We start from the raw sequence: 14048 nt of genomic DNA on the forward strand, positions 1-14048 counted from the left end.
ATGGCACGTATCACCGCATCCGTTTACACCTCGCATGTGCCCGCCATTGGCGCGGCGCTGGATTTGGGCAAAGACAAGGAGCCCTACTGGCAGCCGGTCTTCGCCGGTTACGACTTTTCCAAGCAGTGGATGAAAGACAACAAGCCCGACGTGATCTTTCTGGTCTACAACGACCACGCCACGGCCTTTAGCCTGGACATGATCCCGACGTTTGCCATTGGCACGGCGGCGAGTTTTCCGATTGCCGATGAAGGCTGGGGCCCGCGCCCGGTGCCGCCGGTGGTGGGCCACCCGGAGCTGGCCGCGCACATTGCGCAGTCGGTCATTCAGCAGGACTTTGACCTGACCATCGTCAACAAGATGCCGGTGGACCATGGCTTGAGCGTGCCGCTCTCGCTGATGTGCGGTCAACCGCCCGTCGATGCGTTTCACTGGCCCTGCCCGGTGATTCCGTTTGCCGTCAACGTGGTGCAGTACCCGGTGCCGTCAGGGCAGCGTTGCTTCCAGTTGGGGCAGGCCATTCGCCGTGCGGTCGAGAGTTACGACGACGACCTGAACGTGCACATCTGGGGCACCGGCGGCATGAGCCATCAGCTGCAGGGGCCACGCGCCGGTTTGATCAACCGTGCCTGGGACAACGCCTGGCTCGATCAGATGATTGCCGATCCGGTGGCGTGTGCCAAAGTACCGCACATTGACTATGTGCGCGAGGCGGGCAGCGAAGGCATTGAGCTGGTGATGTGGCTGATCGCCCGAGGCGCTATGAAAGACATAGCCGACAAAGCAAGCAGCGTGCGGGTCAGACACCGTTTTTATCATGTACCCGCATCCAACACGGCGGTGGGACACCTTATCTTGGAGAACTCATAAATGACGAAAACCATCAAAGTCGCCCTGGCGGGCGCCGGTGCTTTTGGCATCAAACACCTGGACGGCATCAAGCATATTGAGGGCGTTGAAGTCGTCTCGCTGGTCAGCCGCGATCTGGAGAAGACAAAAGAAGTCGCCGCCCACTATGGCATCAGGCACGTCAGCACCGAGCTGGCTGACAGTCTGGCATTGCCCGAAGTGGACGCTGTCATTCTGTGCACCCCGACCCAAATGCACGCGGCGCAAAGCATTGCCTGCATGAACGCCGGCAAGCACGTGCAAGTGGAGATTCCACTGGCCGACACCTTGCGCGGTGCCCTGGAAGTGGCGGCCACGCAGGAGCAGACCGGCCTGGTGGCCATGTGCGGCCACACCCGGCGCTTCAACCCCAGCCACCAGTATGTGCACCAGCAAATTGCGGCGGGCCGGTTCAACATCCAGCAGATGGATGTGCAGACCTACTTTTTCCGCCGCAGCAACATGAACGCGCTGGGCCAGCCGCGCTCTTGGACCGACCACCTGCTGTGGCACCATGCCGCGCACACGGTGGATTTGTTTGCCTACCAGTGCGGTAGCCCCATCGTGAAAGCCAACGCCATTCAGGGCCCGATTCACCGCACGTTGGGCATCGCCATGGACATGAGCATCCAGCTCAAGGCCGCCAATGGCGCGATTTGCACGCTGAGTCTGAGCTTCAACAACGATGGCCCGCTGGGCACCTTTTTCAGGTACATCGGCGACAGCGCCACCTACATTGCCCGCTACGACGACCTGTTCAACGGCAAAGAGGAAAAGATTGACGTGTCCAACGTGGCCGTCAGCATGAACGGCATCGAGCTGCAAGACCGGGAGTTTTTTACGGCTATTCGCGAAGGTCGGCAGCCCAATAGCAGTATCGCCAGCGTGCTGCCGTGCTACCAGGTGTTGCATGAACTGGAGCAGCAGCTGAAATCTTGAGGCGGCACAATGGGATCGACAGCCCACTTCTGACTTCACCCATGCACACACGAAAACTAGGCCCGTTCACTGTCTCAGCCATTGGCTTGGGCTGCATGAACCTCAGCCAGGGTTATGGCGCGCCCATCTCGGCGCAGCAGGGTGAGCGGGTGCTGCTAGCGGCGCTCGATGCGGGCGTCACCCTGTTTGACACCGCGGCCCTGTATGGCTTTGGTGCCAACGAAACCCTGTTGGGACAAGCGCTCAAAGGCCACCGTCAGAAATTCACGCTGGCCAGCAAATGTGGCCTGCTGGGGATTGACCAGCACGGCGACGGCAAGCTGGTGCGTGTGATCGACGGCCGCCCCGAGACCCTGCGCCAAACCTGTGAAGACAGCCTGCGCCGCCTGCAAACCGATGTGATTGACCTGTATTACCTGCACCGGCTGGACCCAGGCGTGCCGATTGAGGACAGCGTGGGCGCCTTGAGCGATCTGGTGCGCCGGGGGCATATCCGCGCCATTGGCCTGTCCGAAATGTCGGCGGCCACCTTGCGCCGTGCCCATGCCGTGCACCCGATTGCCGCCATGCAAACCGAATACTCATTGTGGACGCGCAACCCCGAGATCGCCGTGCTGCAGGCCTGCCGGGAACTGGGCGTGAGTTTTGTGGCCTTTAGTCCGGTGGGTCGCGGTTCTCTGGGGGGTGAGCCTTTGAGCCCGGCCACGTTTGACGCCAATGACTTTCGCCGCAGCATGCCGCGCTTTGAGCCCGCCAACTGGTCGGCCAACCTGTCACTGCTGCCCGCCTACCACGCCATCGCCGCTGAGGTGGGTTGCTCCCCGGCCCAATTGGCACTGGCCTGGCTCTTGCACCAGGGCGAGTACATCATTCCCATTCCTGGTACCACCCGGCTTGAACATCTGGCAGACAACCTGGGTGCGGTGACTGTCAGCTTGAGCGCTGCGACATTGAAGAGACTCGATGCCTTGATCAATCAAAGCACCGTGGCCGGCAGCCGCTACAACGCCCAAGGCAACAGGGACGCCGAGACCGAAGTGTTCTGAGCCTTCGGCTCGGCCATGGCCTCTTGCTTGGCAGCGCCTACGCTGCGGTCCAACTTTCCCCCATCACCTGCGCCTGCTGCAACACCAGCTCCACCGCCGGGTCCTGCAAATCCGGCGGGTACTTGTACTTGCGCAGGATGCGCTTGACCATCAAGCGCGGCATCAGGGTCTCGCGCAGGGTGGCTAGGTTGCTGCCCTGGGCGTCACGGGCACGCGCATGTCGTCCAGATAATCCTGCTGAATGTTCACCGTGCACTTCGTGCCCAGCGACGTGTAGTGCTGGGTCAGCCAAGCGCGCGCATTGGCTTGGCCCAGGTCGCGCAACGAGTGGATCAGGCTCGCACTGGTCGATGTTTTGGTGGAAGCCGAAAACTCCTCCAGCGCTTCGCCGCCGTCGATGCGGTGCATCAACACGTCTTTGTAATGCGTCGGATCGAGTTTGCCTTCGGCCAGCAAGCGCTTGACGAAATCTATGGCGCGCATCTCGGCGATCAGTCCGGCGTTAAAAGTGATCTCGTTCACGCGGTCCAGGATTTGGGCACTGCTGGTGGGTAACTTGTCGCGCTTGATCGGATTGATCTGCACCAGCACGATATCGCGGCTGCTGCACTCATAGATCAGGGGATGCATGGCCGGGTTGCCCGAGTAGCCGCCATCCCAAAAGTGGTCACCGTCAATTTCAACGGCCTTGAACGCCATCGGCAGGCAAGCCGAGGCCATGACCGCGTCGGCGCTCAAGCGCTTGCCCGAGAACACCTCGGCCTTGCCGGTTGAGACGCGCGTGGCGACCACAAAGACCTTGAGCGTTTGCAGGCGGGCCAGGCCGTCAAAATCAATCTGGCTCTGCAAAAACTTGCGCAAAGGGTTGAGGTCAAAGGGGTTGTTCTGGTAGGGCGACATGGCGTTGGACCAGAAGCTGGTCATGGCATTGGCCCACACGGCCGCGGACGAGTTGTCGCCACCCATCCGGCCAAACAACAGGTCAAAGGGCGCCCGCTGCGCCTCCGACAGCGCGCCCATTTGAACAATGCCGTTCCAGAAACTGGCCAGTGCCTCGCGCGCCGCCTCGCGTGGGTCGGCCTTCACGTTGCCATTGGCCTGGGCAAAGCCATGCGCCAGCGCCACTGCGTTCATCGCGCCAGCGCTGGTGCCGCTGATGCCTTCCAGGGCAATGCGGCCATCTTCGAGCAGCGCGTCGAGCACGCCCCAGGTGAAGGCGCCATGCGATCCGCCGCCCTGGAGCGCGAGGTTAACCCGGGGCAAGTCCTTGTTGGATTGATTGTTGGTGCGTTTGTTTCGGGTCAGGGTCATGGGGGGAGGTTAACAAAAAATCGACGCTGTCAGCTCGCTTAACCGGTTAGCTCGGAGTCGGTGCCTGAGTGTTGGCATATTGGAATTGTGGCGGGGTCATAGGCCACGCTAGATGCAGAAGGCCGACTCGTGGTTTAAATTTTCTCAACGTTAACGTAGCCTTAATCTAGCCACGCAATGATGCGTGCTCCATTTGATATAGGAGCACTAATGCTGCGTTTGTTGTGGTCGGTCGTGTTGTTAGCAATGTCGTGGGCACTGCCGGCGCACGCCCAACAAGATTTTTTGCAGCCAGAACAGGCTTTTCGTCTGAGCGTCAGCAAGCAAGCCGATGGTCAGCTGCGCCTGAACTGGGACATCAGCCCAGGCTATTACCTCTATCGCCAGCAGATGAAGGTCGAAGTGGACCCCGTCGGCAGTGCGCTCAAGGTGGAATGGCCAGCTGGCACCCGCAAGACCGATGAGACCTACGGCGAAAGCGAGGTCTACCACGACAAGGTCACGGTACTCCTCACGGCGCCTGATGCCCAGGCACTGACGATTGGCTGGCAGGGTTGTGCCGATGCGGGTCTTTGCTACCCGCCGCAAACCCGGCGCGTGAATTTGGCCGATGTCGCCGCAGCGCAGTCCGCCAGCCCGGCCGTGGCGGCTGCCAGCGTGAGTCGGACGGCGTCGGGCGCACTCGGCGCGGATCAGGACCTGGCCGACCGTCTGTCACGCCTGAACCTGGGCTGGATGCTGCTGGTGTTCTTCGGACTGGGCTTGCTGATGACGTTCACACCCTGTGTCTTGCCGATGGTGCCGATTCTCTCCAGCCTGGTCGCGGGTAGCGGCGCGAGTGCCAAGCGCGGCTTTGTGCTGTCGTTGGCCTTCGTGCTGCCGATGGCGCTTGTTTATGCCGGAGTCGGCGCAGCGGCGGCGCTGGCGGGCGCCAATCTGCAAGCCGTGTTGCAGAACCCCTGGGTGCTCGGCAGCTTCGGTCTGCTATTTGTCGTACTGGCACTGTCCATGTTTGGTTTTTATGAGCTGCAACTGCCGGCCGTGCTGCGCAACCGTGTGAACGACGCCAGCCAGGGCCAGCGCGGCGGCACCATGACAGGCGCCGCGACGATGGGCGTGCTGTCGGCGCTGCTGGTCGGCCCCTGCATGACCGCGCCACTGGCCGGCGCCCTGCTTTACATCGGCAATACCGGTGATGTGTTGACCGGCGCCCTGGTCCTTTTCGCCATGGGGCTCGGCATGGGGGTGCCCCTGTTGTTGGTCGGAACCCTCGGGGCCCGGCTGCTGCCGCGCCCTGGCGACTGGATGAACCGGGTCAAGGCATTGTTCGGATTTATCCTGCTGGGAACCGGCATCTTTTTTGTGGCGCGTGTCTTGCCTGCGGCATTGACGCTGGGCCTGTGGGGCGCCTGGTTGCTGGCCATCGCGCTCAGTTTGCTGTCATTGGTGCACAAGCTCGGCACCGACAGGGGGCGCTTGGTCTCGCGCTTTCTGGCCTTGCTGCTGGGCCTGTGGGGTGGCTCCATGGTGATTGGTGCAGCCGGCGGCGCCCATGACCCCCTGCAGCCGCTGAACATTGGCGCCAGTGCCAGCCCGCTCGCGTCGCCCTCCGTCAAGAATAGTTTCATGAGCCGCTTCGGACCGGTCAAGACAGCGCAAGCGCTTGAAGTGCTGGTTGCCGAGGCGGGCCAGCGCGGCCAGTGGACGCTGGTGGATTTCTACGCCGACTGGTGCGTGTCGTGCGCTGTGATCGAACGCGAGGTGTTTGGCGACCCGCGCGTGCAGCAAGCCTTGCGCGACATGCAGTTGCTGCGCCCGGACGTCACGGCCAACAATGCCGATGACCAGGCCCTGATGCGCACCCACCAGATTCTCGGCCCGCCCACCATGCTGCTGATCGGCCCCGATGGGAAAGAGCGCCGTTCCGAGCGCATCATCGGCGAACTCAGTGCGGACGAATTTCTCGCCCGCCTGGCGCGTGCGAGATAGAAAGGTTAAACATGCTGACATTGAATATCGGCCCGCTGGCATTGCCGATCACCCTTTTTCTGATGCTGGTGGCTTTGCTGGTTGCGGCGGGCGTAGGCCGCCTGGTCGGAGGCAGTCAGCGCACCAGCGTCGGCAATATCGCAATCGATATGCTGGTCGCCGCTGTGCTGGTGGCGCGCATCGCTTTTGTTTCCATCTGGTTTGACACTTACCGCAACGCACCCTGGTCCATGCTCGATATCCGTGACGGCGGGTTTACACCCTGGGCCGGGATGATGGCGGCTCTGCTGGTGGCGTTCTGGCGGGCCTGGCGCCGCCCGGCGTTGCGCCGACCACTGGCCTTCGGCCTGGCGGCTGGGGCGGTCGCCTGGGGCGGGCTGTTTGGTGCGATACGCATGATGGAAAATACGACTGTGCCCCAAGCATCTGTGACGACGCTTGGCGGTGATCCGACGAACCTTGCCGCGTTGGCGCAGGGCAAGCCCATGGTTGTCAATTTGTGGGCCAGTTGGTGCCCCCCTTGCCGGCGTGAAATGCCGGTGCTCGCCGCCGCGCAAAAGCAGGAAACCGGCGTGCGCTTTGTCTTTGTCAACCAGGGCGAGGATGCAGCGAAGGTCCAGCGCTATCTCACTGGCGCCGGACTTGATCTCGCCAACGTGGTGATCGACCCCGGCACCGCCCTTGGCCGCGAAGTTGGCTCCGGGGCGTTGCCAACCACCCTTTTCTACGACGCCAGCGGACGGCTGGTTGATACCCATCTGGGCCCCCTATCGGCCGCCTCGCTGGCTAGCAAATTAGACCAGTTCCGTTCGCCCTCAAATCTATCAAATTAGGAGTAAATCACCCATGCTTAAGAAATCACTCGCTGTGTCTGCAGTCTTGTTTACATGGCTCGGCCTCACCCTGGCGGCGCAGGCGAAAGAGTGGCCCGCACCGATCAAGGCGCTCGAAGCGCAGGGCGTTGAGGTGATCGGGACTTTTGCCGCGCCAGGCGGACTGACCGGCTATGCAGGCATCGTCGACCAACAGCCGCTGTCCATCTATCTCACCGCCGACGGCAAACAGGCCATAGTCGGCCCGATGATGGACGCCAAAGGGGCCAACCTGAGCCAGGAACCGTTGGACAAACTGGTCAGCAAACCCATGACCGGGAAGATCTGGAAGCAGCTTGAGAGCAGCACCTGGATTGCCGATGGCAGCAAGAATGCCCCGCGCGTCATCTACACTTTCACCGACCCGAATTGCCCTTACTGCAACAAGTTCTGGAATGATGCCCGGCCCTGGGTCAGTGCGGGCAAAGTGCAGTTGCGCCACGTCATCGTGGCCATCCTGAGGGACACCAGCGCGGGCAAGGCGGCGGCTCTGCTCTCGGCACCGGATGCGCAATCCGCCCTGACCCAGCACGAACAACAGCACGCCAGTGGTGGCGTCAAGCCCCTGAGCCAGGTGTCGGAAAAAGTACGTGCCCAACTCGACGCCAACCACAAGTTGATGCAGCAACTCGGCGCCTCGGCCACTCCCACGATCTTCTACAAGGATGCCAGCGGCAATCTGCAAAAGATGCAGGGCGCGCCACCGGCAGAGATGCTGGTCAAAATCATGGGTCCGCGCTGAGGCTGCCCGGTGGCCCCGCAAGCGGCTGATCCGACTGCGGACATTCAAATGCAATGATCACCTCCAGCTGCGGCTTGGTCTGTAGCACCGTTGCCGCCATACACATACGATCGTCCCTTGTGCGATCACACACAGGAAAGCCCTGATCTCGATACTTTCTGGAGATTTAGACATTAGCTGGAACTTATTTAGTCCAGCGCGACCCAATGGTTGCGTTGGCCATTGCGCATTGCGCACTGCCCCGCCGCATTATTTGATGCGTTTGTTCGTGCGCAACTTCGCGTACCGTTCGGTGAGCCTCGTCTGCACATGATGCGGGAACTTCAAGACCGACTATGCGTGTTTTACTGATTGAAGACGATGAACTGATTGCTCACGGCATCCTGGTCGGATTGCGCGCGCACGGCCTGACCGTCGATGGTGTGACTACGGCGGCGCAGGCGCAGGCCACGTTGTCAGCCGTGCATTGTGATGTGGTGATACTCGATCTGGGGTTGCCCGACGAGGATGGCATGAGCTTGCTGCGGCGCTTGCGGGCTGGCGGCATGGCACTACCCGTGCTGGTGTTGACCGCGCGCGACGCCGTGCAAGACCGCGTGGCCGGGTTGCGTGCCGGCGCCGATGACTATCTTCTCAAGCCCTTCGATCTGGACGAACTGGTGGCCCGACTGCATGCCTTGCTGCGCCGCGCCGCGGGCCGCAGCGTGGATCTCATCGAGCACGGCCCGTTGCGCGTTGATCCGGCAAGGGGTGAAGTCTTTCTGCACGGACGGGCCATCGATTTGTCACGACGCGAACTGGCGCTGCTGATTGCCCTGCTGCAGGCGCGTGGCCGCATTCTGAGCCCGGACCAGCTCAAAGACAGTCTCTACGATTTCAGTGAGGAAATCGAAAGCAATGCACTCAGTGTGCATATCCACCATCTGCGCCGCAAACTGGGGGCCGACATCATCGAGACGGTCCGTGGCGTAGGCTACCGGTTCAGCGGGGCGAGCGCATGACGCTGCGACTGCGCTTGCTGCTGATGATCGGCGTCTCGATGCTGCTGCTTTGGGGTGGGGTCGCGATCTGGATGCTGCACGGCCTGGAGCAGGAAATGCAGCGCACCCTGGATCAGCGCCTTGAAATGTCAGCCCATATGGTGGCCGGACTGATGTCGCAGAACCCGGCTGCGTGGAACGGTCGCAGCGGCAAAGCCGGCGTTTCCACCTTGAGCATGCCGGACACGGTGAAAGGCCTGGCGTGTCAGGTCTCGCTGCGCGGCGAGGTGATTGCCAGCACCCCGGGCGCGGCACCGCAGGCCATTGATCACGTCGGCCCCGGGTTTGTCAATCGCGAAATCAGGGGTGAACACTGGCGCAGCTACACCCTGGATAAACTGGGTTTGCGCGTCACCACGTCCGATCGTCTGAGCGAGCGCAGCACCCTGCTGCGCAATGTCATGGTGGCCGCTGTCGTGCCCTTTGTCGTCGCCCTGCTGGGCAGTCTGATGGTGCTGTGGTTCGGTGTTGGCAGTGGGTTGCGGCCACTGGAACGCCTGCGCCAGGTCCTGGCCCGCCGTACGCCAGATTCCTTGACCCCGATTGAAAACGCGCCCATGGCGCGCGACTTGCAGCCTTTGGTCAACACCCTGAATCATCTGTTGGCGCGGGTGAGCGAGACATTCAGCCGCGAGCGGCGCTTTACCAGCGATGCGGCCCATGAGTTGCGCACACCACTCACCGCCATCAAGATCCATCTTCAGGTCGCCCGCATCACGCACGGCAAGGAGGCCGAAGTGGCCATGGACTACGCCGAAGAGGGCGTGGCGCGGCTGCAGCACTCGCTCTCACAGTTGTTGACGCTGTCACAAGTGGAAGGCACTGTTTCCTGGGAGGATGGGCGCATCGCAGAGGCCAACGAAGTCGCCCTCCTTGCCATGCGCGATGCGGCGCCCGAGGCGCCGGAGCGCATCGAGCTCGACAGCGACGCCAGTGGTGCCGAACTGGCACTGCCCCAAGCGCTGGCTGTTACCGCACTACGTAATTTGTTGGAAAACGCCTTGCGTCATTCCCCCGCAAACAACAGCATCAGGCTTGAGGTCCGCCGCAGGCCGGACACGGTTCGTTTCAGCGTCTGTGATCGAGGACCGGGGCTCAGTGACGAGGCGCTGGTGCTGGCCAAGCAACGTTTCTGGCGGCGCGGTTCGGGTCGAGGCAGCGGACTGGGCTTGTCCATCGTTGCAGCCATTGCCGAGCGCTTCGGCGGCTCGTTCGAGCTGCTGCAGCGACCCGAGGGCGGGCTGGAGGCAAAATTGACGCTGCCAAGAAAGAAGCAGCTTGACGCGAACTAGCAAGAATCGCTTTCCTTTTCTGCCGACCGGATCGCACTGAAAGCCCACATCAATATTTTTTTTCAAGGATTTGTGCAATGAATATCTCCCGATCACTTCTGGCCGTTCTTGGTGCGTGTTTGATTTTTGGACATGCCGCGAATGCCGCTGACCCGGCGCCGGCCCCAGTAAATGGCGCAGCGCAAGCACCCAAGCCCCCCGACAACGAGGCAGCATTGATTGAGCGCGGCAAGTATGTGGCGCACTTGGGCGATTGCGTAGCCTGCCACACGGCAACCAAAGGGCCAGCAATGGCCGGCGGCCTTGAACTCAAGACGCCAATGGGCACAATTTATTCGACCAATATCACGCCGGACGCCACGAGCGGCATCGGCAATTATTCGTTTGCGCAATTTGACCGCGCCATGCGCAAAGGCGTGGCCGCGGACGGGCACAACTTGTACCCGGCCATGCCCTATCCCTCCTACGCCAAGATGAGCGAAGACGACATGCGCGCCTTGTACACTTTTCTGATGAAAGGCTTGGCGCCGGTCAGTCAGGCTAACAAGCCGGCAGAGATGCGCTGGCCTTTCAGCATGCGTTGGGGCTTGTCGTTCTGGAACTGGGCGTTTCTGGAGGATGCGCCCTTCAAGCCGGATGCGAGCAAGGATGCCGTCTGGAACCGGGGCGCCTATCTGGTACAAGGCTTGGGACATTGTGGTTCCTGCCATACGCCGCGCGGCATTGCTTTCCAGGAGAAGGCCATGAGTGATGCCGGTTCCGATGGCAAGCACTATCTCGCGGGCGAAACGGTTGAATCGTGGCGCGCGCTCAGCCTGCGCAATTTGTGGACGGTAGAGGACACCGCCCTGCTGCTGAAAACGGGACAGAATAGTTTTGCCACGGTTTCCGGCAATATGGCGGAGGTGATTCATAACAGCACCCAGCACTTCACGGATGCCGACCTGACGGCCATCGCCACCTACTTGAAGTCGCTGCCGCCGGGCGAGGACGATCTGCCTATGCCTGCGGCGCCGGTGCGCGCTGCGGCAGCGACGGTCCCCGCCAATCTGTTCACCACGCGCGGCGGATTGGGCTATGTGCAATTCTGTGTCGATTGCCATCGCCAGGATGGTGCCGGGGTCAAGGGGATATTCCCAGCGATGCAGCGCAACCCCTCCATCACGGCCGCCGACCCGGCCACGCTAATGCATATCGCTCTGACCGGCTGGAAAACGGCCGAGACCGCCGCGCATCCACGCATCTACACCATGCCGGCCTTTGCCCGGCTGTCAGATCAGGAACTCGCCGAAATCCTGAGTTTTGTGCGCGGCAGTTGGGGCAATAGCGCCGAACCGGTTGCCGCGTCTCAGGTAAAAAAGATGCGTGCGCAACTCGATCCCAAGACCACGGATTCGTCCAGTTTTGAAACGCCGCGTCTGGCGGACATGCTTGCCAGCCCCACTGCCGTGCAGCTTGTTCGCGGCATGCGTCTGCATCTTGAGACCAAGGCCCTGTTGCCGCAGAACGTCGGCAATGCCTTGAATTGCACCAGCTGTCATCTGAACGCCGGCACGGTGGCTGATGGTTCGCCCTTTGTCGGCATATCGGCCTTCTTCCCCAGTTATGCGCCGCGCGCAGGCCGGGTCATCACGCTCGAAGACCGCATCAACGGCTGCTTCCTGCGCTCGATGAACGGCAAACCGCTGCCTTCCGATTCGGCGGACATGAAAGCCATGGTGGCCTATTTTGACTGGATGAAGAAGGAAACGAAACCGCAGGACAAGGTCGCCGGGCGCGGCGTCGGCAAGGTGGATATGGCGATCAAGCCCAACCTGGAAAATGGCAAGCAGGTGTACGCGACGCAGTGCGCGGTGTGCCACGGCAAGGACGGCGAAGGCCTGAAGCAGGCTGACGGCAGCTTCATCTACCCGCCGCTTTGGGGCGATGAGTCATTCAACATCGGCGCCGGCATGGCGCGTACCTATACCGCGGCGGCTTTTGTCAAGCGCAACATGCCGATCGGGTTCCATGAGAAATTCCCGTTGGGACAAGGGGGGCTTTCGGATCAGGAGTCCGTCGATGTCGCGGAGTATTTCACGCACCAACCACGCCCGGATTTCCCGAACAAGGTGAAGGATTGGCCCAAGGATAAAAAGCCGGCGGATTCGCGTTACTGAGACATGGTGCGGCGCCAGTCCGATGGTGGATAAATTTTCTCTGATGTCCGCGCAACGTTGCGGGGCCGACCGTTGCCAGGCGGTTCTGGCTGTTGCTTATTCGCAGCCCGTGTCACAGGATCGCCGTCCGCGCTCTTGCGGTTGTGACCGGAAAGTCGAAGGTCCCGGAACTGAGCTGCCAAGCCGGGCGTGATGCCAGCCAGAGAATGTTTGCCAAAAAAACTTGACGAGCGGGGGGGGCACGCATGGTTGCACGAAACTGGGTTTCTGGAAGCCTTGTCGGTGTGACATCGGCCAAGTAGCACTCGATGGCGTTCTCAAATGTGAAACGTTCTGAAGGCCCTCTGTGCACGAATAGCCCATGGACCATTTCATCTTCGACGCGACGTGCCCAATCCTGTGCGTCCTTCTTCAGATTTCGGCTGGTATAGACCCGTCAGCCGCGTGCCGAGGCTGACGCTCTGCCAATGCTCGGCGGCACTGGCGCCGCGTGCTGGTCCGGCATATTTATATAAAATAATTCACGTTTATACGATCAATGTCGTATAAATAGGTATAAACATTAGATATCGAGGGCGTATGGACAAAATCAAAAATCCTTTTTCACCCGGCGCGGGCTCACCGCCCCCTGAGCTGGCCGGTCGCGATGGCATTCTGGAGCAGGCGCGGGTGCTATTGGGCCGGGTGAAGGCCGGTCGTCCTGAAAAAAGTCTGCTGTTGACCGGCTTGCGTGGTGTAGGCAAAACCGTATTGCTCAACGAGATCGAGCGTATTGCCCAGCGTGACGGCTACCGCACGATTTTGGTGGAGGCCCATGAGGGCAAGCCCCTTGCCGTCTTGCTGGCGCCACACCTGCGTCGTTTGCTGTTTGACCTTGACCGCCTGGCAGGCGCGGGCAACAAGGTGCGCCGTGGAATTTCAGTTTTGAAGAGCTTCATCGGTGCCGTCATGATCAAGGTCGGCGAACTGGACATCGGGCTCGATATTGAGCCTGAAAAAGGCGCTGCCGACAGTGGGGACCTAGAGGTGGACCTGCCGACCCTGTTCACCGCTGTGGGCGAAGCGGCGCAGGAGCGCGGGACGGCCGTGGCCCTCCTGATTGACGAGATTCAGTATTTCAAGTCGGCAGAGTTGAGTGCGCTGATCATGGCCATGCACAAGATGCAACAGCGCCAACTTCCTTTGGTACTGGTTGGCGCGGGCTTGCCCATCCTGCCGGGATTGGCGGGCGAGTCGAAGTCTTACGCAGAACGGCTGTTCAGCTTCCCTGATGTGGGGCCGCTGCCCGAGGTCGATGCCACCCGCGCGTTGCAAGAGCCAGTACAGGTGGCCGGCGAGGCATTTGATCCCGAGGCGCTGCACGAGATTTTTCGGATGACACGTGGCTACCCCTACTTTTTGCAGGAATGGGGCTATCAGGCTTGGAACCACGCGATCCGCTCTCCCATCAGCCTGGAGACCGTGATGGAAAGCAGTGCCACCGTATCTCACCGGTTGGACGAGAATTTTTTCCGGGTGCGGTTTGACCGGTTGACACCGCGCGAGAAAAAATTCTTGCGTGCCATGGCAGAACTGGGCTCGGGTCCGCATCGCACAGGCGATATTGCCGACAAGTTGAACGCCAAAATCAACACCCTTGGCCCGGTGCGCGCCAGTCTGATCAAGAAGGGCATGGTGGAATGGCACTTACTTTGGCTTCCAGTCGTGGCCATGTTTCTTGATTTTCCGACGAGCGATGGCACGCGGAACCTTTAACCACGGGTAAGGTTT

Annotated in this window: 11 protein-coding genes and 1 pseudogene; 10 read left to right on the forward strand and 2 right to left on the reverse strand. The window is 61.1% G+C overall.

Going from position 1 to position 14048, the window contains the following annotated elements; all coding sequences use genetic code 11:
• From GZ093_RS08700 to GZ093_RS08710, 3 genes are read left to right on the forward strand one after another with little or no spacing between them, the layout of a single operon-like run.
• Entirely contained in the window at positions 1–870 is an 870-nt protein-coding gene (locus tag GZ093_RS08700) for a class III extradiol dioxygenase subunit beta (RefSeq protein ID WP_296484924.1), read from the forward strand.
• Positions 871–1827, forward strand: a complete 957-nt coding sequence (locus tag GZ093_RS08705; RefSeq protein ID WP_296484926.1) for a Gfo/Idh/MocA family oxidoreductase — start codon at positions 871–873, stop codon at positions 1825–1827.
• A 41-nt stretch (positions 1828–1868) separates the two neighbouring features.
• Positions 1869–2873 carry an aldo/keto reductase gene (locus GZ093_RS08710; protein WP_296484930.1) on the forward strand — a complete coding sequence of 335 codons (1005 nt, stop codon included), beginning with the start codon at positions 1869–1871 and terminating at the stop codon, positions 2871–2873.
• Positions 2874–2910: 37 nt separating this feature from the next.
• On the opposite strand, the gene GZ093_RS08715 is transcribed toward GZ093_RS08710, so the two are convergent.
• Both GZ093_RS08715 and GZ093_RS08720 read right to left on the reverse strand, forming a co-directional pair.
• Positions 2911–3036 carry a type I restriction enzyme endonuclease domain-containing protein gene (locus tag GZ093_RS08715; RefSeq protein ID WP_296484933.1) on the reverse strand — a complete coding sequence of 42 codons (126 nt, stop codon included), beginning with the start codon at positions 3034–3036 and terminating at the stop codon, positions 2911–2913.
• A gap of 20 nt (positions 3037–3056) precedes the next feature.
• Entirely contained in the window at positions 3057–4184 is a 1128-nt protein-coding gene (locus tag GZ093_RS08720) for a patatin-like phospholipase family protein (RefSeq protein ID WP_296484936.1), read from the reverse strand.
• A gap of 210 nt (positions 4185–4394) precedes the next feature.
• Here GZ093_RS08720 and dsbD point away from each other — a divergent pair, with 210 nt between their 5' ends.
• The 7 genes and pseudogenes from dsbD to GZ093_RS08755 form a co-directional block, all read left to right on the forward strand.
• Complete coding sequence (gene dsbD, locus GZ093_RS08725) at positions 4395–6173, forward strand: protein-disulfide reductase DsbD (protein ID WP_296484938.1); 1779 nt, start codon at positions 4395–4397, stop codon at positions 6171–6173.
• A gap of 11 nt (positions 6174–6184) precedes the next feature.
• Complete coding sequence (locus GZ093_RS08730) at positions 6185–7006, forward strand: TlpA disulfide reductase family protein (RefSeq protein ID WP_296484940.1); 822 nt, start codon at positions 6185–6187, stop codon at positions 7004–7006.
• A 13-nt stretch (positions 7007–7019) separates the two neighbouring features.
• Entirely contained in the window at positions 7020–7787 is a 768-nt protein-coding gene (gene dsbG / locus GZ093_RS08735) for a thiol:disulfide interchange protein DsbG (protein WP_296484943.1), read from the forward strand.
• Between the two features lie 335 nt (positions 7788–8122).
• Positions 8123–8788, forward strand: coding sequence for a response regulator (locus GZ093_RS08740; protein WP_296484945.1), 666 nt, complete (start codon positions 8123–8125; stop codon positions 8786–8788).
• The gene (locus GZ093_RS08745; RefSeq protein ID WP_296484947.1) at positions 8785–10119 is read left to right on the forward strand and encodes an ATP-binding protein; all 1335 of its coding nucleotides are present in this window, start codon (positions 8785–8787) and stop codon (positions 10117–10119) included. The genes GZ093_RS08740 and GZ093_RS08745 overlap by 4 nt, the downstream gene beginning before the upstream one ends.
• Before the next feature lie 77 nt (positions 10120–10196).
• The gene (locus tag GZ093_RS08750) at positions 10197–12278 is read left to right on the forward strand and encodes a c-type cytochrome (RefSeq protein WP_296484950.1); all 2082 of its coding nucleotides are present in this window, start codon (positions 10197–10199) and stop codon (positions 12276–12278) included.
• 579 nt (positions 12279–12857) lie between these two features.
• A pseudogene (locus GZ093_RS08755) lies at positions 12858–13466 on the forward strand (ATP-binding protein); the annotation flags it as partial.
• Positions 13467–14048 lie beyond the last annotated feature (582 nt).

Origin of the sequence: Rhodoferax sp. (genome assembly GCF_010365055.1) — a bacterium.
In the GTDB taxonomy this organism is placed as follows: domain Bacteria; phylum Pseudomonadota; class Gammaproteobacteria; order Burkholderiales; family Burkholderiaceae_C; genus Rhodoferax.